The organism is Citrifermentans bremense, from assembly GCF_014218275.1.
In the GTDB taxonomy this organism is placed as follows: domain Bacteria; phylum Desulfobacterota; class Desulfuromonadia; order Geobacterales; family Geobacteraceae; genus Geomonas; species Geomonas pelophila.
The window spans coordinates 3,329,055-3,349,846 of sequence record NZ_AP023213.1; the positions used below are offsets into that span (position 1 = coordinate 3,329,055).

General features: G+C 63.0%; 18 protein-coding genes. 14 read left to right on the forward strand and 4 right to left on the reverse strand.

Annotated features, from left to right (window positions below):
• Window positions 1-293 precede the first annotated feature (293 nt).
• The 3 genes from ric to GEOBRER4_RS14575 all read left to right on the forward strand — a co-directional run bounded on the left by ric (window position 294) and on the right by GEOBRER4_RS14575 (window position 3,449).
• Window positions 294-1,022 carry an iron-sulfur cluster repair di-iron protein gene (ric, locus tag GEOBRER4_RS14565; RefSeq protein ID WP_185242917.1) on the forward strand — a complete coding sequence of 243 codons (729 nt, stop codon included), beginning with the start codon at window positions 294-296 and terminating at the stop codon, window positions 1,020-1,022.
• 340 nt (window positions 1,023-1,362) lie between these two features.
• Window positions 1,363-2,079 carry a c-type cytochrome gene (locus GEOBRER4_RS14570; RefSeq protein WP_185242918.1) on the forward strand — a complete coding sequence of 239 codons (717 nt, stop codon included), beginning with the start codon at window positions 1,363-1,365 and terminating at the stop codon, window positions 2,077-2,079.
• The gene (locus tag GEOBRER4_RS14575; protein ID WP_185242919.1) at window positions 2,076-3,449 is read left to right on the forward strand and encodes a cbb3-type cytochrome c oxidase subunit I; all 1,374 of its coding nucleotides are present in this window, start codon (window positions 2,076-2,078) and stop codon (window positions 3,447-3,449) included. The genes GEOBRER4_RS14570 and GEOBRER4_RS14575 overlap by 4 nt, the downstream gene beginning before the upstream one ends.
• A 278-nt stretch (window positions 3,450-3,727) precedes the next feature.
• Here the strand turns inward: GEOBRER4_RS14575 and hcp are convergent, their stop codons facing one another.
• Window positions 3,728-5,377, reverse strand: coding sequence for a hydroxylamine reductase (gene hcp / locus GEOBRER4_RS14580; RefSeq protein ID WP_185242920.1), 1,650 nt, complete (start codon window positions 5,375-5,377; stop codon window positions 3,728-3,730).
• A 210-nt stretch (window positions 5,378-5,587) separates the two neighbouring features.
• Between hcp and GEOBRER4_RS14585 the strand changes: the two genes are divergently transcribed.
• The 10 genes from GEOBRER4_RS14585 (at window position 5,588) to GEOBRER4_RS14630 (ending at window position 13,969) form a co-directional block, all read left to right on the forward strand.
• Window positions 5,588-5,779, forward strand: a complete 192-nt coding sequence (locus GEOBRER4_RS14585; protein ID WP_185242921.1) for a hypothetical protein — start codon at window positions 5,588-5,590, stop codon at window positions 5,777-5,779.
• A gap of 236 nt (window positions 5,780-6,015) precedes the next feature.
• Window positions 6,016-7,419, forward strand: coding sequence for a cbb3-type cytochrome c oxidase subunit I (locus tag GEOBRER4_RS14590; RefSeq protein ID WP_185242922.1), 1,404 nt, complete (start codon window positions 6,016-6,018; stop codon window positions 7,417-7,419).
• Between the two features lie 12 nt (window positions 7,420-7,431).
• A complete protein-coding gene (locus GEOBRER4_RS14595; RefSeq protein WP_185242923.1) occupies window positions 7,432-8,292 on the forward strand; it encodes a cbb3-type cytochrome c oxidase subunit II in 861 nt (286 codons plus the stop codon).
• 1 nt (window position 8,293) lies between these two features.
• A complete protein-coding gene (locus GEOBRER4_RS14600) occupies window positions 8,294-8,479 on the forward strand; it encodes a cbb3-type cytochrome c oxidase subunit 3 (RefSeq protein ID WP_185242924.1) in 186 nt (61 codons plus the stop codon).
• Entirely contained in the window at window positions 8,463-8,954 is a 492-nt protein-coding gene (locus tag GEOBRER4_RS14605) for a c-type cytochrome (RefSeq protein WP_185242925.1), read from the forward strand. The genes GEOBRER4_RS14600 and GEOBRER4_RS14605 overlap by 17 nt, the downstream gene beginning before the upstream one ends.
• Before the next feature lie 8 nt (window positions 8,955-8,962).
• Window positions 8,963-10,174, forward strand: a complete 1,212-nt coding sequence (locus GEOBRER4_RS14610; protein ID WP_226377794.1) for a 4Fe-4S dicluster domain-containing protein — start codon at window positions 8,963-8,965, stop codon at window positions 10,172-10,174.
• Window positions 10,175-10,192: 18 nt separating this feature from the next.
• Window positions 10,193-10,651 carry a FixH family protein gene (locus GEOBRER4_RS14615; protein ID WP_185242927.1) on the forward strand — a complete coding sequence of 153 codons (459 nt, stop codon included), beginning with the start codon at window positions 10,193-10,195 and terminating at the stop codon, window positions 10,649-10,651.
• Window positions 10,648-13,068: a heavy metal translocating P-type ATPase gene (locus tag GEOBRER4_RS14620; RefSeq protein ID WP_185242928.1), complete on the forward strand. Its 2,421-nt coding sequence runs from the start codon at window positions 10,648-10,650 to the stop codon at window positions 13,066-13,068. Before GEOBRER4_RS14615 ends, GEOBRER4_RS14620 begins: the two co-directional genes overlap by 4 nt.
• Entirely contained in the window at window positions 13,061-13,222 is a 162-nt protein-coding gene (ccoS, locus tag GEOBRER4_RS14625; RefSeq protein ID WP_185242929.1) for a cbb3-type cytochrome oxidase assembly protein CcoS, read from the forward strand. Before GEOBRER4_RS14620 ends, ccoS begins: the two co-directional genes overlap by 8 nt.
• An 87-nt stretch (window positions 13,223-13,309) precedes the next feature.
• Window positions 13,310-13,969 (forward strand): sulfite exporter TauE/SafE family protein, encoded by a 660-nt coding sequence (locus tag GEOBRER4_RS14630; RefSeq protein WP_185242930.1) that lies wholly within the window; start codon window positions 13,310-13,312, stop codon window positions 13,967-13,969.
• On the opposite strand, the gene GEOBRER4_RS14635 is transcribed toward GEOBRER4_RS14630, so the two are convergent.
• Window positions 13,865-14,914: a diguanylate cyclase gene (locus tag GEOBRER4_RS14635; protein ID WP_185242931.1), complete on the reverse strand. Its 1,050-nt coding sequence runs from the start codon at window positions 14,912-14,914 to the stop codon at window positions 13,865-13,867. The genes GEOBRER4_RS14630 and GEOBRER4_RS14635 overlap by 105 nt on opposite strands.
• A complete protein-coding gene (locus GEOBRER4_RS14640; protein ID WP_185242932.1) occupies window positions 14,914-18,591 on the reverse strand; it encodes a PAS domain S-box protein in 3,678 nt (1,225 codons plus the stop codon). Before GEOBRER4_RS14640 ends, GEOBRER4_RS14635 begins: the two co-directional genes overlap by 1 nt.
• Window positions 18,592-18,856: 265 nt before the next feature.
• Here GEOBRER4_RS14640 and GEOBRER4_RS14645 point away from each other — a divergent pair, with 265 nt between their 5' ends.
• The gene (locus GEOBRER4_RS14645) at window positions 18,857-20,155 is read left to right on the forward strand and encodes a 4Fe-4S dicluster domain-containing protein (protein ID WP_185242933.1); all 1,299 of its coding nucleotides are present in this window, start codon (window positions 18,857-18,859) and stop codon (window positions 20,153-20,155) included.
• A 3-nt stretch (window positions 20,156-20,158) separates the two neighbouring features.
• Here the strand turns inward: GEOBRER4_RS14645 and GEOBRER4_RS14650 are convergent, their stop codons facing one another.
• On the reverse strand, window positions 20,159-20,782 hold the full coding sequence (locus GEOBRER4_RS14650; RefSeq protein ID WP_185242934.1) for a LysE family translocator: 624 nt from the start codon (window positions 20,780-20,782) through the stop codon (window positions 20,159-20,161).
• Window positions 20,783-20,792 lie beyond the last annotated feature (10 nt).

Sequence of the window (20,792 nt, forward strand, 5' to 3'; positions counted from 1 at the left end):
CTGCGCCGCCGCACGGCTGGCGGTAAAGGCAAAGCCGGCATCTTCCTCCCGCCATCTCCCGATCCCTACCGCTGGCTACTTCCCCCCCCGCACTTTCCCCTTTTCACCTCCAACTTCGGCGTCTCAACCTGGGAACGTTGAACCTTCAGCGGCCATGCCTTCATCAATTTCTTGATCTGCATCATGCCTTTTTTTCCCGTCGGTGCTACCATCTGAAGCTGTAAGGTAGATCACATCTCTTTTCCGGATCGGCGGGGCACCGCTCGAAGCCGGCAGTAGCAAGGAGACCGACCATGGATAAAACAGTAAAGAATTCCGTCGAAACTACCGATTCAGAAACCGTAGGCGCCGTGGTTGCCAGGGACTACCGCGCAGCTGAGGTGTTGGAAAAGTACGGCATAGACTTCTGCTGCGGAGGGAATGTCCCTCTGGAAGCGGCCTGCCGCGAGAAGGGGGTCGATCCGCAGGCGGTGCGGCGTGAACTGGAGCAGGCGGCAGAGCGCCCCCTGGATCGCAGCCAGAATTACGACGCCTGGGAACTCCCTTTCCTGGCGGACTACATCGTCAACACGCACCACGCCTATCTGAGGGAAAGCATCCCGACCATCACCGCCTACTCTCAGAAGATCGCCGAGGTGCATGGCGCCAACCATCCCGAAGTGATCGAGATAGCCGCCATTTTCCGGAAAGTTGGGGGCGAACTGATGCTGCACCTGCAAAAGGAAGAGGAAGAGCTCTTCCCGGCGGTAAAAAGGCTGGCGGAGCTGCGAAAACAGGGAGCCGGCTCCGAGGCACAGGAAATCGCCAAGTTGAAAGAGATACTGGCCGACCTGAGCCACGAGCATGACGATGTGGGGGCTGCGGTGCACGAGATAAGGCGGCTGGCCAACAACTACACCGTCCCCGGGGATGTCTGCAACACCTTCATGGTCACCTACCAGAAGCTGAAGGATTTCGAGGACGACCTGCACAAGCACGTTCACTTGGAGAACAACATCCTCTTCCCCAAGGCTGCAAAGTAGTAAACGATTACATCATTGCCGGGGGGGCCTTCCCCCCCCGGAAAGAAGGAGAAACCATGGTTTTCGTAGTTGCTGGCGTCGCCTTGCTCTGGTTCGTTCTGGTCGCAGTCGCTCTTTGCCCGCTCAAGTGCCGCCTCCGTTCCCGCGACCGGGAATAATCCCTCACATTAGCCGTTTCGGGCCGTCAGTCCCGCTTCCAGTTCCCACCCTTCCCTTCCCGAGCCCCATGCTTTCGATGAGTTGACGCCGGCTGAGGTTGACATCCCCTTCCCCATGTGTATCCTTCTGTTGGTCAAATCATTAGAAGTTGAAAATTATAGATGACAGACAGGGAGGGCGCATGACAGGAAAAGCGGCTCGTCTCATCTTCTGGCTGGGAACCCTCGTCTCAGCCGCCATCTTCCTCTGGATGACCTACGATTTCCACCTGCAGACCCCGAAGTACACGCACACCGACAAGCTGACCGAAGAAGTAGTGGCCGGGAAAAAGGTCTGGCACAAGTACAACTGCAACGACTGCCACACCATCCTGGGCTTCGGCGGCTACTACGCCCCGGACATGACCAAGGCCATCTACCGGCTGGGCGACAACAACATCGCCTCCATCGTTCAGCACCCTGAGGTTATGTACAAAAACTCCTTCAGGAAGATGCCTCAACTGGGGATAACCGAGCCCGAGACCAGGCAGCTTATCGCCTTCTTGCGCTGGACCAGCGAGATAGAGAACCGGAAGTGGCCGCCGCAGGACGAGAAGTTCGTCGAGGCGTACAAGCTCAGGGAATCCCAGCCGCAGAAGCTGGACAAGGTGCACCTGGTGCTGCAGGCGTGCGGCGGCTGTCACACCTTCGAGCACCAGGGGCGCAACGTCGGCGGCGACCTCACCGCCATCGCCAACCGCATCACCTACGACCGGCAGACCCTGATCAACTACATCATCAACCCGCAATCGGTGCGGCCGGGCGTCACCATGCCGCCGCAGGATGTGAGCCTGCAGACTGCCGGCGTCATCGCCGATTTCGTGCTCAGCCTCAGGAGCACCAAGGAGGTGAAGCAATGAAGACCATCGAATTCGAGAGCCAGCGCGTCTCGCTTTGGTACTTTCGGCTGGCCTTGGTGCTGTTCATCCTGCAGGTCATCATGGGGCTCTGGCTCTCCATCAACTACGCCTTCACGCTGCCGCAGGAACTGGTCAACGTATTTCCCTTCAGCACCGCCCGCGAGATCCACACCAACACCCTCGTCGCCTGGATGCTCCTCGGCTTCATGGGGGGGACCTACTACATACTCCCTCCCGAGTGCGACCGCGAGCTCTACAGCACGAAGATCGCCTACCTGCAGCTGATCATCTTCGTGGCGGCGGCGGTGACCGCCGTGATCGGCTTTCTGTTCGGCTGGACCCGCGGCAAGCCGCTTCTGGAGATCCCCTTCCCGCTGAACGCCCTCATCGTGGTGGCCGCGCTCCTGTTCATAGCCAACGTCGCCATGACCATCATCAAGGCCAAGGTGAAGACCGCGCTGCAGTGGATGCTCTTGGGGGGGGTCACCTTCCTGGCGCTCATGTACCTTTTCGGCATGCCTTTTTACCGCAACCTAAACACGGACTATTACTACTGGTGGTGGGTGATCCATCTCTGGGTGGAGGGGGCCTGGGAAATAGTCACCGCATCCATCATGGCGTACATCATCATGAGGGTGACCGGGGTCGAGCGCAAGGTGGTGGAGAAATGGCTTTACGTCGAGACGGGGTTGTTCCTGTTCACCGGCATCGTGGGGACCGGCCATCACTACTACTGGATCGGGGCGCCGGACTACTGGCTTTGGTGGGGCGGCATCTTCAGCGCGCTGGAGCCGCTTCCCATCGTGCTCATGGTGGTCGACACCTGGATGCACGTGCGGGAGCGCAAGAATCCCATCGTCAATCCGCTCACCTGGTATTACATCGTGGGGCTCGCCATATACCACCTGGTCGGCGCCGGGCTCTGGGGGTTCATGCACACGCTCCCACCCATCAACCGTTACACCCATGGGAGCCAGATCACCGTCTCCCACGGGCATCTCGCCTTTTTCGGCGCCTATGCCCTTTTGAACCTGACCATCTTCTACTTCGCCATGCCGCGACTTAAGGGAATCACCAAGTACCACGACACCGCAGGGCGCTGGGGGTTCTGGATCACCACCATCGCGATGTTCATGCTAGGTCTCGTCTTCGGGATCGCCGGGATATTGCAGACCTACCTGGAGCGTTTCCTCGACATAGGCTACAGCACCGCGCAGCAGACCATGATGTTCTGGTTCAGGGTCGCCTTCGGCGTCGGGCTGGTGTTCCTGGGGGGCGTCCTCACCACCATCTGGCACCTGTTCACGCTGAAGCCTTCGGACAAGCTCGCGCCCGAGGAGGTAGTCGTCCCCCCCGCGGCCAATATCTAGCGTCAAACAAAGCGCCAGGCTTTCGGGCCTGGCGCTGAAGGAGCTGAAGCTGCTACTTCTAGATGCTTCGAGCTTCAATTACTACTAAGCAGTTGTCTCCTTGCCCCCTTGCAAAAGGGGGTTTTTTTTTATTGATCGCATGCGACCTGCACGCATACGCGCATAAAAAATGCGCCAGGTCTTTTCGGACCTGGCGCTAAAGGAGCTACATCTGCTCTGGTGCTGCGTGCTGCTGCCAGGAGGACGGTTCCTGTGCTGCCCGTTCCCTCCCTTTTCTTCTATTGCCCGAGGCTAGCCTTGAGGTCGGCGTCGACGGTGCCGATCTGGCTGATGTTGAAGTTGCTGACCAAGAACTGCAGCACGTTCGGCGAGAGATAGGCGGGAAGCATGGGACCGAGCTTGATGTCCTTGATCCCCAGGTGCAGAAGCGAAAGCAGGATGACGTGCGCCTTCTGTTCGTACCAGGAAAGGATGAAGGAAAGCGGCAGATCGTTGACGCCGCAGTTGAAGGCTCCGGCCAGGGCCAGGGCGATCTGGACCGCGGAGTAGGCGTCGTTGCACTGCCCCACGTCCAGAAGGCGCGGGATGCCCCCGATGTCCCCGAACTCGAGCTTGTTGAAGCGGTACTTGCCGCAGGCAAGGGTCAGGATGATGCAGTCCTTGGGGACCTTCTCCGCGAACTCGGTGTAGTAGTTCCTGCCGCTCTTAGCGCCGTCGCAGCCGCCGATCAGGAAGAAGTGCTTGACCGCTCCACCCTTCACCGCCTCGATGACCTTGTCGGCCACGCCGAGGACGGCGTTGTGCCCGAAGCCGGTCAGGATCTCCTTGCCCGGAGCGTCGGGGAGGTCCGGGCACTCGAGCGCCTTGTTGATCACTTCGTCGAAGTGCCAGCCGGCGATGTGCTTGACGCCGGGCCACCCCACCTCGCCCCAGGTGAAGAGGCGGTCTTTGTAGCTGTCGGCGGGGCGCTGGATGCAGTTGGTGTTGAAGATGATGGCGCCGGGGAAGGACTGGAACTCCTTGTGCTGGTCCTGCCAGGCGCCGCCGAAGTTGGCGTAGAGGTGCGGGTACTTCTTGAGCGCCGGGTAGCCGTGGGCCGGGATCATCTCGCCGTGGGTGTAGATGTCGATCCCCTTCCCTTCGGTCTGCTTGAGGATCTCCTCCAGCATCCTGAGGTCGTGGCCGGAGACCAGGATCCCCTTGTTCTTGCGGGTGCCAAGCTGGACCTTGGTCGGGACCGGGTGGCCGTAGCGCTCGACGTGCCCCTCGTTCAACATCCCCATCACCTTGATGTTGAGCTTGCCGCACTCCATGGCGATGCCGACGAAGTCCATCAGCCCCTTGTTCGGGTCGGTGGTGGCGGCAAGCGCGCTGTGGAAGAAGGCGAAGACCTCCTCGTCGGTCTTCCCGAGGATGCAGGCGTGGTTCGCGTAGGCCGCCATACCCTTCAAGCCGTAGATGATGATCTCGATGGAGGAGAGGATGTCGGGGTCGCTGTGCAGGCTCTTGACGCCGCAGGTTTCACCCTGGGCCACGAGCCCTTCCAGGGTATCAGCGATAACCCAGGCGGCGGGGCCGTCCGTGATGGCCGCAGGCGTCCCCCCCTGCTTCTCGCGCCAGGCCCCCTCGTACAGTGCCTTGACCTGTTCCTTCAGGTCGTAGCACCTTCTGAGCTTGCCGGCCAGCTGCACCGGATCGAAATCGACGTTGGTCACCGTGGTGAAGAGCCCTTCGATGAGGAACATGTCGGCGACGGTGTTGCGGGCATCCAGTGCACGCGCCTTGTCGGCATAGATGGCAAGCCCCTTGAGACCGTGGAGCAAAAGGTCCAAAAGCGCCGCCACTTCGGGACTCTTCCCGCAGACACCCATGACATCGCATCCGGTTCCCTTGGCGGCCTGCTCACACTGACGGCAAAACATGGACATACTGTATCCCCCTTTAACATTGAAGTAGTAAAGTTTTTTGAAAGTTCAACTACTATAACGACTAAGGAATCCATTTCAACCGTCTCCGCAGCCAGATTGCGATTAAATTTATTTAATATAATGGCATTAGTCGGGCTATGAGAGAAAATGAGAACTTTCACCGCCAGTTCAAAGAGAGTTGGTCGAACCACTATCAAAGGAGATCCTGCGATGTCGAAAGAAAATAAGCCTCTATGCAAGTGGGACAAGGACGAAATAAAGGAGAATCTGAAGGAATTGAAGAAACTAGTGGCGGAACCGCGCTTCATCTGCCGCAAGTGCGCACGCGCGGCGCACAGTGAGGCGCTGCTCTGCAAACCGGAACCGCTGGACGAGAAAAAAGGTGGAAAGAAACCGACATAGAGGGAGCGGTTCTTTTACCAGGCACAACGTATACCGCTTTGTCGCTTGCTAAACTCGGTTTGCACCATAAACTAACAAGTTGTTGCCGGCTTGGTACTCTCATATTATCTGCCACAGAGATTAGAGATACTGCAAAAGCTGGAACATCCAGTACGTTATGACTGACAATACAGAAGCTGCAGCAAGCGCAGCAACGTCTGAGAGAGCAATTTCCCATCCATCTCCAGGAGGCTGGCATGAATCAACAGGAAGGTTATGCGGACGACGTCGTCAAGGGGTTCATCACCTGGAGCATGGTCTGGGGACTCGTGGCGGTCCTGGTCGGGGTGCTGATCTCGTTCCAGATCGCTTTCCCGCAGTTGAACCTCCCCCCCTACCTGACCTACGGCCGGCTGCGCCCGGTGCACACCAACGCCGGCATCTTCGGCTGGGGGATCGGCAGCTTCATGGCCTTTTTCTACTACATCACCCAGCGCCTCACCCGTACCGGGATCTGGAGCCCGGGCCTCGCTCGGATCCAGCTCTGGCTCTTCAACCTCGCCATTGCACTCGCCGCTGTGACGCTCGCCCTCGGGATGAACCGCTCCAAGGAGTACGCCGAGCTGGAGTGGCCGGTAGCGAGCCTCGTCGTGGTGGTCTGGGTCATCTTCGCGGTTAACATCGTCATGACCATCGTCAAGCGCCGCGAGGAGCAGATGTACATCTCGCTTTGGTACATCCTGGCCACGCTGGCAGGCGTCGCGGTGCTCTACCTGGTAAACAACGCCTCTATTCCCGTCTCGCTCACCAAGTCCTACTCCGCCTACGCCGGGGCCAACGACGCCAACGTCCAGTGGTGGTACGGCCACAACGCCGTCGCCATGGTGCTCACCACTCCCCCCCTGGCGATCTTCTACTACTTCCTCCCCAAGGCGACCGGGGTCCCCATCTACAGCCACCGCATGGGCGTGATCGCCTTCTGGAGCCTCATCTTCATGTACCTTTGGACCGGGGCGCACCACCTGCTCTGGGCGCCGGTGCCCGACTGGGTGCAGACTCTCGCCATGGGGTTCTCGGTGATGCTGATCGCCCCCTCCTGGGCCGCGGTCTTCAACGGCTACTTCTCCATGAACGGCCAGTGGCACCAGATGCGGGAGAACTACCTGGTCAAGTTCCTGATCTTCGGCATCACCTTCTACGGGATGCAGACGCTGCAGGGCCCCTCCCAGGCCATCAGGACCTTCTCCGCCTTCATCCATTTCACCGACTGGGTCCCGGGGCACGTGCACATGGGGACGCTGGGATGGGTCTCGCTGGTGCTGTTCGCCGCGATCTACTACACCGTCCCGCGCATCTACGGTACCGAGATCTACAGCGTACGGCTGGCCAATATCCATTTCTGGCTGGTGCTCGCCGGGCAGCTGATGTTCTCCATCAGCATGTGGATCGCCGGGGTGCAGCAGGCGGCGATGCTGAACGCGACGAACCCCGACGGAAGCCTCCACTACAGCTTCATGGAGACCATGATCGAGATCTACCCCTACTGGCACATAAGGGCCATGGGAGGGGTGGTCTATCTCGCCGGGCTCAGCGTGTTCCTCTACAACATCTGGAAGACCGTCGCCGGCTCGAAGACGCATGCCGCGGCGCAGACGGCCTAGGGAGGAGACGCCATGATAGAGAATAAACCGATCGTTTTCCTGCTCCTGGCCACCCTCACCATCCTGGTCGGCACCGTCATCACCATGGTGCTCCCCTTCCGGTGGATCAACGACCCGAAACTCGCCATCGCCTCGGTGAAACCGTACACGCCGCTCCAGCTCGAGGGGCGCGACATCTACATCCGCGAGGGGTGCAACAACTGCCACACCCAGACGGTGCGGCCGCTTCTCTCCGACGTGGAGCGCTACGGCGAGTACTCCAAAAGCGGCGAGTTCGTCTACGACCAGCCCTTCCTCTGGGGCTCCCGCAGAAACGGCCCGGACCTCGCCCGGATCGGCGGCAAGTACCCGGACGCCTGGCACGTGAAGCACATGAAGGATCCCCGCTCGATGGTGCCGCGCTCCAACATGCCCGCCTACGCCTTCATGCAGCAGCCGCTCGACACGAGCCTCACCGAGCGGAAGATGAAGGCGCTCGGCTTCCCCTACACCCAGGCGGACCTGGATGCGCTCAAGGGTAAGACGGAGTTGGACGCCATGGTCGCCTACCTGCAGAAGGTGGGTAACGACATACCCTGGAGAAAGACCGGCCGCGCCGAGGTCATGGGAGAACTCAAGAACCCCTTCCAGGACAACAAGGCAGTGCTCCCGGAAGCAAAGGCGCTCTACCGAGAGCACTGCGCCCAGTGCCATGGGGAGGATCTGAAGGGCGAGGTGGGACCGGACCTGCGCGACATGGACAAGCCGGACGCGGCGGTCTTCGGCATCATCTACAGCGGCACCCAGGCCGGGATGCCCGGCTTCGGAGACTCCCTCGGCAAAGAGAGGACCTGGAAGGTGGTCACCTACATCAAATCCGTGCACAGGCGCTAACATGGATCTGGCGAGCATCTACTACCTCGGGGTCACTATCGCGCTCTTCCTGATCTTCGCCGCCATCGTGGCACGGACCTACAGCAAGAAGCACAAGGCCCGCGGCGAGGAGCCCAAGTACCGGATGATGGACGACGACCACCCCAAAGAGACAGACAAAGGAGGACGAGATGTCCGACGAAAATAAGGAATACGACGGCATCAGGTACCGACCGGAAAAGAAATCCCCCCTGGTTTTCAGGATCCTGTTCTACGGGCTGATCCTTTGGGCCATCCCCTTCATGGGGTATTACCTCTTCAGCGGCTGGAGCTCGTACGCCGAGTTCGACCAGATCAAGAAGGCAAAGGAGGCCCGGCTGGCGGTCCAGAAAGAGAAGCACGAGGAGGCTTCACCCCGCAGCGCCAACGAGGAGATCCGGAGCACCGACCTGATCGCCGAGGGGAAGAAAGAGTTCGGCGAGCGCTGCGCCGCCTGCCACGGAGCGGACGGCAAGGGGGGCATCGGCCCCGACCTGACCAGCAAAAATTACAAGTACGGCAGGAGCGCCCCCGAAGTGACCACTAGCATCGTCGACGGCCGCCCAGGTGGAATGCCGAGCTTCAAGAACGACCTGTCCGGCGACAAGGTGCAGGGGCTAGTGCAGTTCGTGCTGTCGCTTTGAAGCAAGGGGTGAAGCCGCAGGGGCGCCTGGCCCCCTGGCGCGAGGGCGTACAGTGGCTGGTCTCGCTCCTCTTGCTGACGATTCCTTTTCTCCAGGCCGGGGGGCAATCGCTGCTGCGCCTGGACGCCGGCAGCAGGACCCTCCTCTTCTTCGGCGCGAGCCTGCGCATCGAGGAGTTCTACCTCTTCCTCATCGTGGTGCTGATCCTGGTCTTTGGCTTCCTGTTCGTCACCATGCTCTTTGGCCGGGTCTGGTGCGGCTGGCTCTGCCCCCAGACCACCCTGTGCGACCTGGCCGACTGGGCCGACGCGAGGCTCGGCGGGCTCCCCCCCGCACCCTGGCAGCGGCTGGCGCGACATATTTCCTACCTCGCCCTCTCCGCGCTGGTCGCCTCCAACATGGTCTGGTACTTCATAGCACCGCCGCAGTTTTTCCAGCGGCTTACAAGCGGGGATATCGGCGCTGTCGCCGGGATCACCCTCACCTCCGTGTTGCTGCTCGTGTACCTGGACCTCGCTTTCGTGCGGCGCAGCTTCTGCAAGAGCGTCTGCCCCTATGGCAGGATCCAGCTCATGACCATGGAGCGCGGCACCCTGACGCTTGAGTTCAACCCGGCCCGCAAGGATGCCTGCCTTCGCTGCGGCTCCTGCGTCAGGGCCTGCCCCATGGGGATCGACATCCGCGACGGCCTGCAGGTCGAGTGCATCAACTGCGGACGCTGCCTCGACGCCTGCCGCGAGGTGATGGGCAAACGAGGCGGCAAGGGTCTCATCCGCTACAGCTTCGGCAACGCGCCTGGAGAGCCGGTCAGGCTGAACCGGAAGGCGATCATCCTGGGGGCGCTGCTCCTTTTGCTGGCGACGCTTCTTGCTTTTGGTATCGCGGGGAGGAAGGAGGCGACGCTGAAACTGCAGCGTGCGGCCGGCGCCCAGGTGAAGCTCCTCCCCGATGGCTCACTGGTCAACTTCTACACCGTCTACCTGGAGAACCGCGCCACCCGCGGCGGAGCCTTCTCGCTGGAAGCGGCGCCGCTGCCGGGGCGCCGGGTGGAGCTGATCGGTCCGGTTCAGGGGTTGCGGATACCGGGAAACGCGAACCGGAAGGTCGACCTGGCTCTCAAGGTGAACCCGGCGCCCGCGGGCGCGCTCACTGGCGAGCTGAGGCTCGTGTCGGAAGGAAAGGTGCTGGCGGCGACGCCGCTCCCTGTGGCAGTAGAGTAGCGATAAAGGACGAATCTCATGACCAAGCGCACCGCGAAAACCACCTGTTGCTACCGTGTCGTCCTGCTGACGCTCTTCGGCGTCTTCATCGCGGGGATGGCCGCGACGTTCTTCGCTTCCGGCCACCTGGGTAGCCGCGTCACCGACCCCGACTACTACCAGAACGGGCTCAACTACGACCGCACCGAAAGCGGCGCCAGGAACCCCGGGCTCGACTGGACCCTGACGGCGACGCTTTCCGGGCGCGACCTGCTGGTCCGGGTCTGCGACGAAAAGGGGGCGCCGGTTGCCGGCGGCAAGCTTTCCCTGCACCCAACAAGGGAAAAAAGGGCAGCCTCCCCGCTGCAGCTTCTCGAGAGCGCGCCGGGGGTATTCCGGGCGCCGTGGCCGGCAACCGCTGAAAGCGAGCTTCAGGGGGTTTTGCGCTTCACCAGAGGCGAGGCCAGCGCAAGCCAGAGGGTGGTGTTCTTCAATTGACGACTCCCCACTTCCCATGCTTTCACTGCGGAGCGGAGATCCCCGCCGGGGTGCTGGTCGAGGAGCGCGCCGGCGGCGCCACCCTGAACTTTTGCTGCCACGGCTGCCATGGAGCCTACCTCGTTATCAGCGGGGCGGGGCTCGACGACTTCTACCGGCGCCGGGAGTGGCGGGAAACGGGGCTATCCCCCAAGGCCTTCCAGGGGAAGTACCAGGACAGCTACCTTGCCCGCTTCGTCTACACGGCGGGTGCGGGAAGCGCCATCGACATCATCATCGACGGCATCCGCTGCGCCTCCTGCGTCTGGCTCAACGAAAAGATAATCGGCAGGATCGCCGGCGTGCTGGAAGCCCGCGTCAACTATGCGACCGGCAGGGCGCGGGTCATCTTCGACGGCTCGCGCACCTCGCCGGCGCAGATCTTCTCCAGGATAGACGAGCTGGGCTACCTCCCCCGCCCCTACACCCGCAACGCCGCGAAAGAGGTGGCGCTAAAGGAGCAGAAGGACCTCCTCTTTCGCTTCGGCACCGCGGTATTTCTCTCCATGCAGCTCATGGCCTACGCCTTCGCCCTTTACGCGGGATTCTTCCAGGGGATCGACCAGCAGATGAAGAATTACCTGCAGCTCTTCTCGCTGCTTGTGACCACGCCGGTCGTCTTTTACTGCGGCTGGCCCTTTCTCCGCGGCGCCTGGCGCGGCATCGTCAACGGCTCCCCCAACATGGAGCTCCTCGTCGCCACAGGCGCCCTTTCCTCCTACGGCTACAGCGTCTACGCGACCTTCGCAGGCGGCGAGGTGTACTTCGAGACCGCGGCCATGATCGTCACCCTGATCCTCGTGGGGAGGCTCTTGGAAAATGCGGCCAAGCGGAGGGCCTCGGGGGGGATCGAGAGGCTGATGGAGCTTTGCTCCGGGGAGGCGCAGCGCTTCAAGGGGGAGGAACTGGAGCCGGTGGACCCGTCGCTTTTGCGTCGGGGTGACCTGATCCTGGTTGCGCCAGGGGAGCGCTTCCCGGTCGACGGCGCCATAGCCGAGGGGGCCACGGACGTCGACGAATCCGCCGCGACCGGCGAGCCGCTCCCCCTTTTCAAGAAAGTGGGGGACCAGGTGATAGCCGGGAGCTGCAACCTGACCGGGGCGGTCCGGGTGCGCTGCGAAAGGGAGGCGGAGGAGAGTTTCATCGCGCGGGTGGCGCGCCTGGTGGAGCAGGCGCAGAGCCGCCGCGCGCCGATCCAGCGCCTGGCCGACCGCGTCAGCGCCTATTTTGTCCCCGCGGTCTTCACCCTGGCCATCGCCACCTTCTGCTGGCACTACTCGCGCGGCGGGGAATTCGGCTTGAGCCTCATGACCTCCTTGGCCGTCGTCGTCATCGCCTGCCCCTGCGCCCTGGGGCTTGCGACTCCCACGGCAATCCTCGCCGGGACCGGCGCGGCCGCCTCGGCAGGGGTGATCTTCAAGGGGGGGGATATCCTGGAGCGGCTGAGCCGGGTCACCGTCGCCGTCTTCGACAAGACCGGCACCCTCACCTGCGGGGCTCCCATGCTGGTCGACGTCCAGCCGGCTTACGGGTTCTCCCGCCGGGAGGTGCTTTCCTGGGCAGCGGCGGTGGAGCGCGGGTCGCTGCACCCCATCGCCAAAGCGGTGCGCGACTACGCTCAGGCGAACGGCATCGCCTACCCGGTGGGAGAGGAACTGGTAACTCTCGCCGGCGGCGGGGTCACCGGCCGGGTCGCCGGGGAAGCGGTCGCCGTCGGCAGCGTCTGCTTTCTGAGGCGGACCGGCGCCGGCGGCGTGCCGGACCGGGTCGAGTCGCCGGAGGGGGGGATCGTGGTAGGGGTCGCGCACAGGGGTCGCTACTGCGGTTGCCTGGTGTTGAAGGACCGGATCAGGGAGGACGCTCCCGGGCTCGTCTCCTACTTCAAAAGGGAGGGGATCGGGACGCTTCTTTTCAGCGGCGACCGGCAGGAGTGCAGCGAAAAGGCGGCGGCCGCGGCCGGCATGGACCGGGCCTGGGGGGAGCTTTCCCCGGCGGAGAAGGCGGCGAAGGTCGAGAGGCTGCGCGAGGATGGAAGCACGGTGCTCATGGTGGGCGACGGCATCAACGACGCCCCCGCCCTATCGGCTGCGGACGTAGGCTGCGCCGTCGCGGGGGGGACCGACATCGCCATGGAAACCTCCGACCTGGTGCTGGCCAAGCCCGACCTGGAGCGGCTGGCCCAGGCGCACCGGATGGCGCGGCGCACCATGGCGGTGGTGCGGCAGAACCTGGCCTGGGCCTTTCTCTACAACGTGGTCGGCGTACCGCTCGCCATGACCGGGCGCTTGACGCCGGTATACGCCGCCGCAGCCATGGCGCTCAGTTCGATCTGCGTGGTCGGCAATTCGCTCAGGCTGATGAGGAGGAGAAATGGTTAGCTCGCTTATCGCGTTGATGGGACTGTCGCTCTTTCTCGGTTGCGGATGCTGGCTCTTCTTTCTCTGGGCGGTGCAGCGCGGGGAATTCCACGACATGGAGCGCCCCAAGCACCGGATGCTCGAGGAAGACGAGCGGGAAACTCCAAAGAAGTAAACAGGCGGCGGTTCTCCCCCACCCCAATTCTCACCCTCCACTGGGGGGAGGAGCTTAGGAAAGAAGCAGGAAAAAGTTGGAGGTTCGATGCTGGTAGTATGGCTGGCTTTTTTGGCGGGGATCACGGGAAGCTTCCACTGCATTGGGATGTGCGGCGGTGTCGTGGCGGCGCTTTCTCTAAGGGACAGCGGCGCTCCGCTCGCGGCGCGCATCTGCTCCCAGCTCTGCTACAACCTGGGGCGGGTCGCCACCTACACCCTGCTCGGAGCGGTCGCCGGGCTCGCCGGCTCTTCACTGGACCTTGTGGCCCTCAAGTCCGCCTCTTTCTGGTTTCTGGCCGGCGCGAACCTCCTGGTCGTCATGCTCGGGCTCAGCTCCGCGCTCGGCCTGGAGGCGCTGAATCTCTCAACGTTCGAGCGGGGCGCGGCACGCTTTCTCTCCGGCCCGCTGAAACGCGCTCTCTCAACCAGCACGCCCCTGGCTTCACTCCCCCTGGGACTTATCCTGGGGCTCCTTCCCTGCGGCATGGTCTACGCGCCGCTCGTGGCCGCAGCGGGAACCGGCAGCGCCTTCACCGGCGCCGCCACCATGGCGGCCCTGGGGGCAGGAACCGTTCCGGTGATGCTGGGCCTTGGTACCGCGTCAAGCGCCATATCCGGGAAGCTGCACCGGGTCATGCTCCGGCTGGCCGGCGTCGCCGTAGCACTGATGGGGCTCGCCGGGCTCTGGCGGGCAGTGGGAAGATAGTGCGACGCGGTTGCGCCCGCTGGCTTTGGCGTGGTACAGCGCCCGGTCCGCCTCCTTTATGAACCATTCCGGTTCCTGGCCGCGCGCCACGAGTCCCCCGGAAACCCCGACGCTGATGGTCACCACCCCAAGCTCCGACTCCTCGTGCGGCAGCGCTTTTTCCTGCAGCATCCGGCGCAGCCGCTCTCCGAGCACCTCTGCAGTTTCCGGCGCGGTGTCAGGGAGCACCACGACGAACTCCTCGCCGCCGTAGCGCGCCGGCACCTCGCCCGCCCTCTTGAAGCTTCCCTTGAGCAGATCCCCCAAGGCCTGCAGACACCTGTCGCCGGCCACGTGCCCGTAATGGTCGTTGTACCTCTTGAAGAAATCGATGTCGCAAAGGATCAGGGAAAGGTAGCGCCCGTTGCGCATGGCGCGCTGCAACTCCAACTGCAGCATCTCGTCCAAATGCCTGCGGTTGGCGACGCCGGTCAGCCCGTCCACCCGGGCCAGCACCTCCAGCGCGCGGTTCTTCTCCTCCAGCTGGGCGGTGAGCTGCTCCAAAAGGTCCGAGCTCCGCTTGAGCAGCAGGTGGTTTCTCACCCGCGCCAGGACGATGGGGGGGCTGATCGGCTTGGTGAGGTAATCGATCGCCCCCAGCTGCAGCCCCTTCGTCTCGTCCTCCTCGTTGCTCATGGCGGTGACGAAGACGATCGGGATCCTCGCGGTCAGCGGGTCCCCCTTGAGCGCCTGGCAGACCTGGTAGCCGTCCATCCCCGGCATCATGATGTCCAAAAGGATCAGGTCCGGCAGCTGCTGCTGCACGATCCGGATCCCGTCCGCCCCGTTCTTGGCGAAGAGGACGTCGTACTCCCCCTTGAGGATCTTGTAAAGGATCTCGATGTTGGCCGGCGTGTCGTCGACGATCAGGATCTTCTGGCGCGGGATTTCATTTCCGTTGTTCATCACGATAGCTCCAGGTTGTGCATGATGTCCCCCAGGATGGTGCCGGCGTCGCCGAAGTCGAGCGCCTGCAGCGTCACTTCGAGCCGGTCCGCAAGTTCCCCGCTTACAAGAGGCCTCATCTCCTCCCACAGGCCGAGCGCGTTCATGTTCTGGTCCTCCAAAAGCCGCTTCAGCGTCCGCGCCAGGGCGGCCACGTGCTCGAGCTCCTCCGACGAGACCTTGAGCTTCTCACCGCCCGACGCCGCCTCGGCGACCCCATAGCTCTGCTCCAGCAGGCGTATGGAGTCGAGGGCCTCCTGGAGCTTTTCGTTGAAATTCTCCAGCGTCTGGTGCAAAAGCGGGGCGTCGTCGCCGCTCATCGCCGTCTCCAGCGAGGCAGCGGCGCTGCAAAGCCTGGTCGCGCCCAGGTTGCCACCGGAGCCCTTCACCGTGTGGATCAATCGCCTGGCCAGTTGCAGGTTCCCCGCCGCAGCGGCTTCCCCGAGCTGCTCCATGAGCGACTCGTTCTCCTCGCGGAACCGGGTCAAAAGCCGCATCAGTTGCTTGGGCCCCTCCAGCGCCCGCAGCGCCCGCTTCAGATCCAGCCCCGGCGCCTCATCGAGAAAGCCGCTTGGCTGCGGCTCCGCCTGCGCCGCATCGGGCTCGGCGGCAACAGGCATGGTTCCGACCCAGCGCCTGAGCGTGGCGAAAAGCTGGGGGACGTCGATGGGCTTGCTCACCTGGTCGTTCATCCCCGCCTCAAGGCAGAGCCGCCGCTCCTCGCTGAAGACGCTCGCGGTCATGGCGATGATGGGAAGCCTTGCCAGGTCTGGATCGAGCCGTATGCGCCGGGTCGCCTCCAGCCCGTCCATGACGGGCATGTGCACGTCCATGAGCACGGCGTGGTAGGAGGCCTGCGGCAGGTGCACCAGCGAGAGCGCCTCGGCCCCGTTGCGCGCCACGTCCACCGTGATCCCCTCTTTCTCCAGGATCAGCCTGGCCACCTCCTGGTTGATCTGGTTGTCCTCCACGACCAGGACCCGCACCCCGGTAAGGGCCGGCGCCACCGCCGCTTCGGTCCCCTCCCCCCCCGAAGCGGCCAGCCCCACAGCTGTCCCGGCCAGCAGGAAGTGGGCGATGAAGCTGAAGGTGCTCCCGCAGTCCGGTTCGCTCACCACCCACATCCTCCCCCCCATCAGTTGCACCAGCTCCCGGCTGATGGCTAGCCCGAGCCCGGTTCCGCCGTACTTGCGGGTGGTGGAGCTGTCCGCCTGGGTGAAGGGGGTGAAGATAGACTCCTGCTGTTCACGGCTCATCCCGATCCCGGTGTCGGCGACGGAGAAACGGAGCGTCACCTCCCCCTGCTCCTGCGCCAGGAGCGCCACCTCCACTTCGACCTTACCCTTCTCGGTGAACTTTATGGCGTTGCTTGCGAGGTTCAAAAGCACCTGTCCCAGCCGCAGCGGGTCCCCTACAAGCTGCTCCGGGATGTCTGCGCCGCACCTGGTACTGAACTCGATAGGCTTCTCCCTGAGCGTCGCCTGCGATACCGTCAGCAGGTCGGAGAGTACCGCCGCAAGGCTGAAGGAGGTACTTTCCAGCAGCATCCTCCCCGCCTCCACCTTGGAGAAGTCGAGGATGTCGTTGATAACCCCAAGCAGCACCCCGGACGCAGTCTGGGCCTTCTCCAGGTACCCCTTCTGCAGTTCGGAGAGTTCCGTCTGCTGCAAAAGGTAGAGCATGCCGAGCGCCGCGTTCATCGGCGTCCTGATCTCGTGGCTCATGTTGGCCAAAAACTCGCTTTTCGCGCGGGTCGCGGCCTCGGCGGCCTCCGTGGCCCGAACAAGTTCCGCCTGCGCGCGCTTTCTTTCGCTGATGTCGAAGAAGGTCACCACCCCACCGACCAGTTCGCCGTCGTGCAACTGCGGGTAGGACCAGTACTCGACCTCGAAACAGGAGCCGTCCTGGCGCCAGAAGACCTCGTCGTCCTTGTGCTCCCCCTCGCCCCCCCTGAGCACCCGGTAGACGGCGCACTCCTGTACCGGGTTGGGCTTACCGTCTGCGGAGGTATGGTGCGTGAGCAGATGCATGTTCTTCCCCAGCAGCTCCTCCGGGGCCGCGTACCCCAAAAGCCTGGCGCAGGAGGGGTTGGCGAAGGTGCAGTTGCCGAAAAGGTCGATCCCGAAGATGGCCTCGGCGGTCGACTCCAGAAGGAGCCGTATCTGCTCATCGCTCCTGATCAGCGCTTCCTCGGCCCGCTTCCTCTGGGTGATGTCCTCCATGACCCCCACGAAGTTTTTGATCTCCCCACCTGGGGATTTCACCGGCGATATGGAGACGCTCTCCCAGTAAAGCTCGCCGCTTTTCCTCTTGTTGCGGATTTCCCCGCGCCATTCCTTGCCGGAGCGGAGCGTGTCCCAGAGCTCCTGGTAGAACGCTTCCGGATGGGCCCCCGAGCCGAGCACCTCCCTGGGGTCTTTTCCCAGTGCCTCTTCCGCCTGGTACCCCGTCACCCTGGTGAAGTTTGGGTTCACGTACTCGATCCCCATCTCGGAGTCGGTGATCATCACCGTAACCGGCGCCTGGTCTATGGCCAGCCGCAGCTCGCGCGCGGCCATGCTCTGCCTCTGGATCTCCTGCACCATCCGGTTGAAGGCACGGGCCAGGGTGCCGATCTCGTCGCCGGTGCTGATCGCCACAGGTTCCAGTTCCCGCTCCTGGTCCCCCATCCCCTGCACGTGCCCGATGAAGGCGAGCAAGGGGGCGGTGAGCCGGCGCACGAAGAGGTGGGTGAAGAAGACGGCGCCGCAAAGGGAGGCGAAAAGGGCCAGGACCAGCAGCGTCTTGGCTTCCCTGAGCGGCGCGTACGCCTCCTGCTGGGGGTAGTCCGCCCCGAGGATCCATCCGGTGGAACTCAGGGCCTTGAAGGAACTGAGCGCGGGGACCCCGCGGGAAGTGACCGTCTCCCCCGCCCCCTCGAAGCCGAGCAGGGCCTGGTCCAGGAGCAGGTTCGCCCCGGGCGGCACGTCCTGCTTCATGATCCTGCCGCGGTCCGGGTGGACGATCATGGTGCGCTGGCTGTTGAAGAGATAAAGGTGCCCTTGCTTGCCGATCCGCACCCCTCCCAGTTTTCCCAGGTAATTGTCCGAGAGGAGATCGATCATGCCGCCGATCAGGCCATAGAGCCTGCCGCTTTTGTCGATTAGGGGAACTACGAAGGCTACTGTTGGGTGGCCGTGATGCTGGGTGGTGATGAAGGGTTCGGAGATGACGGTCTTTCTGGTGCGCAGAGCCTTCTGGTAATACTCCCGGAAGGAGTAGTCCCTGCCGACCATCTCACGCTCCAGGGGGTTTATCGCCAGCATGACCCCTTCCGGGGAGAAGAGCATGATGCCGTTGTCGAAGACCGAGAGGGCCTCCGGGTGCAGCTGCAGAAACTCCTGGGCGCTTTGCGGCCCGGCCAGCACATCCGGATCGATGGTGCCGGCGAGCGCCTCCAATTGCTTGCGGGTGCCGTGGATCCTGGCGTCGATCTCCCCGGCCATGGACGACACCATGCTGAACTGCTGGTTGAAGACCGTAATCCGGAACTGTCGTTCGAGGTACCAGCAGGCCCCAAGGGTCAGCAAAGAGAGGATCAAAGTCACCATCAGCGAAACCATGGCGCTCATCTTGGTGGTGAGACTCAAGCTTTTCATCTCTGCCCAGCTTCCTTTCGGTGGCGCCAGAGCAGCAGGCGTCGGTTCTGCTTCTTTTCGGCCCCTGCTCCCATTTCCTTAATTAATAAATCACTCTCCCATCTATCCTCGGTCCATTCCCTCTCCCACCTGCGGACCGGAGCCTACTGTTGGCGAAAGGCCCGGTGGCAGAGGGGGACCGACAGCCCTCTCCCGCTTGTCCGCCTGCCGCCGGCTGCTATAATCTCGCATTGATCATCATTAATTCGCAGAAAGGGGGAGCGCCATGGCTGAGCACCGGCAGGAAAACGGCTACCACCGGCTGATGCAGCGCGTGAACAAGTTCCCCCAGGGGGCGCCTCCGTCGGAGCTCTTGCTGAAGATCTACTCCCTTTTGTGCAGCGAGGAGGAGGCGAGGCTTTTGAGCCTGCTGCCGCTGCGCCCGTTTTCCGCGCTCAAGGCGGCGCGGGTGTGGCGCATGGACAGGGAGGCGGCCCGCGGCAGGCTGGAGCAGATGGCGTCCCGGTCGCTCCTTCTGGACATCGAGCGGGAGGGCAAGATGGTGTACGTCCTCCCCCCTCCCATGGCCGGGTTCTTCGAGTTCTCGCTGATGAGGCTGCGCCCGGAGCTGGACCAGAAAGAGCTGGCCGGGCTTTTTTTCCGCTACATCAACGTGGAGGAGGATTTCATCCGCGACCTTTTCGCCGGGGGGGAGACGCCGCTTGGGAGGGTGCTGGTGAACGAGGAGGCGATACCGGAGGAGAAGGTATGCCAGGTGCTGGATTACGAGCGCGCCAGCGAGGTGATAAAAAGCGCGACCCACATAGCGGTCGGCCTTTGCTACTGCCGGCATAAGATGCTGCAGGTGGGAAAGGGGTGCCGGGCTCCCCTGGACATCTGCATGACGCTGAACCTCGCCGCCCAGTCCCTGATCCGGCACGGGGCCGCCCGCAGCGTGGACAGGGTGGAAGGGCTGGACCTGCTGCAAAAGGCGCGGGACCTGAACCTCATCCAGTGCGCGGACAACGTGCAGCGGCAGATCAACTTCCTCTGCCACTGCTGCGGCTGCTGCTGCGAGGCGATGATCGCCGCGCGCCGGCTGGCGATCCCCAACGCCATGTACACCACCAACTTCATCCAGGCTACCGACCCCGCCCGTTGCGACGGCTGCGGCAGGTGTGTCGCGGTCTGTCCGGTGGACGCCATCTCGCTCACGCGCGCCCCGGAAGGAAGCGGCATGCCTGGCAAGGCGCGGCTAAACTCCGAGCTCTGCCTGGGATGCGGGGTCTGCGCGCGCAACTGCCACACGACCGCGGTGCGGCTCGAAGCCAGGGAGAAACGGATCCTTACCCCGGTCAACACCGCGCACCGGCTGGTGCAGATGGCCCTTGAGCGGGGAAAGCTGCAGAACCTGATCTTCGACAACCAGGCCTACCTGAGCCACCGCGCCATGGCCGCGATACTCGGCGCGATACTGAGGCTTCCCCCGGTGAAACGGCTCACGGCAAGCCGGCAGCTCAAGTCGCGCTACCTGGAACGCCTGATGGCCGACGTCGAGGTTACCCGCTTTTCCAGGTTCGACTGAGTTTTAGCCCCGAAACAGCCCCAAAAGCTCCACCCCCTCCTTGAAGAGGAGCAGCGCGAAGAGGACGAGGAGCCCCCCGAGAATACGCATGATCCAGAGGTAGAGCCTGCCGGAGAGAAAAGCCTTCGACCGTCCGACCGCCACGGCGAGGACGATCTTGGCCCCCACGAGAGAGAGGTAGAAGCTCCCCACGAAGGCGAAGAAAGCGATCCAGCCGATGTTGAGCGACTTGGTCAAAAGCGGCGCGCCGACGGTGATCCAGAACAGGTAGGGGTGAGGACTGAGAAAATTGGTCAGCACCCCTTTTCTCAGTGACTTGGGGGGCTCTTTCGGGAGATCGAGCTGGACCGGGCGGGTGCGCAGCGACTCCCACCCGGTGGCAAGGACGAAGAGACCACCGGCGAGAGAAATCCCGCCGAGCACCCCGTGGTAGCCGGAGACCTTGACCAGCAAGAGCAGGGTGGCGAGCACGATGGGAAGATCGGTGATAACGGGCGAGAGCGCTACCCGCACCCCGGACCTGGTTCCATGGTGCAGCGTCTCGGAGATGACCAGCATGAGCAGCGGCCCGGGCGAGAACCCGGCGGAGAGCCCGAGTACGAGCCCTGCGGTGATAAAATCGAACATCTTGAGAGGC

What these genes read in the sequence shown, in the direction of transcription:
- ric (WP_185242917.1), top strand. Translation starts at nt 294, where the DNA reads ATGGATAAAACAGTAAAGAATTCCGTCGAAACTACCGATTCAGAAACC.
- GEOBRER4_RS14570 (WP_185242918.1), top strand. Translation starts at nt 1,363, where the DNA reads ATGACAGGAAAAGCGGCTCGTCTCATCTTCTGGCTGGGAACCCTCGTC.
- GEOBRER4_RS14575 (WP_185242919.1), top strand. Translation starts at nt 2,076, where the DNA reads ATGAAGACCATCGAATTCGAGAGCCAGCGCGTCTCGCTTTGGTACTTT.
- hcp (WP_185242920.1), bottom strand. Translation starts at nt 5,377, where the DNA reads ATGTCCATGTTTTGCCGTCAGTGTGAGCAGGCCGCCAAGGGAACCGGA.
- GEOBRER4_RS14585 (WP_185242921.1), top strand. Translation starts at nt 5,588, where the DNA reads ATGTCGAAAGAAAATAAGCCTCTATGCAAGTGGGACAAGGACGAAATA.
- GEOBRER4_RS14590 (WP_185242922.1), top strand. Translation starts at nt 6,016, where the DNA reads ATGAATCAACAGGAAGGTTATGCGGACGACGTCGTCAAGGGGTTCATC.
- GEOBRER4_RS14595 (WP_185242923.1), top strand. Translation starts at nt 7,432, where the DNA reads ATGATAGAGAATAAACCGATCGTTTTCCTGCTCCTGGCCACCCTCACC.
- GEOBRER4_RS14600 (WP_185242924.1), top strand. Translation starts at nt 8,294, where the DNA reads ATGGATCTGGCGAGCATCTACTACCTCGGGGTCACTATCGCGCTCTTC.
- GEOBRER4_RS14605 (WP_185242925.1), top strand. Translation starts at nt 8,463, where the DNA reads ATGTCCGACGAAAATAAGGAATACGACGGCATCAGGTACCGACCGGAA.
- GEOBRER4_RS14615 (WP_185242927.1), top strand. Translation starts at nt 10,193, where the DNA reads ATGACCAAGCGCACCGCGAAAACCACCTGTTGCTACCGTGTCGTCCTG.
- ccoS (WP_185242929.1), top strand. Translation starts at nt 13,061, where the DNA reads ATGGTTAGCTCGCTTATCGCGTTGATGGGACTGTCGCTCTTTCTCGGT.
- GEOBRER4_RS14630 (WP_185242930.1), top strand. Translation starts at nt 13,310, where the DNA reads ATGCTGGTAGTATGGCTGGCTTTTTTGGCGGGGATCACGGGAAGCTTC.
- GEOBRER4_RS14635 (WP_185242931.1), bottom strand. Translation starts at nt 14,914, where the DNA reads ATGAACAACGGAAATGAAATCCCGCGCCAGAAGATCCTGATCGTCGAC.
- GEOBRER4_RS14640 (WP_185242932.1), bottom strand. Translation starts at nt 18,591, where the DNA reads ATGAAAAGCTTGAGTCTCACCACCAAGATGAGCGCCATGGTTTCGCTG.
- GEOBRER4_RS14645 (WP_185242933.1), top strand. Translation starts at nt 18,857, where the DNA reads ATGGCTGAGCACCGGCAGGAAAACGGCTACCACCGGCTGATGCAGCGC.
- GEOBRER4_RS14650 (WP_185242934.1), bottom strand. Translation starts at nt 20,782, where the DNA reads ATGTTCGATTTTATCACCGCAGGGCTCGTACTCGGGCTCTCCGCCGGG.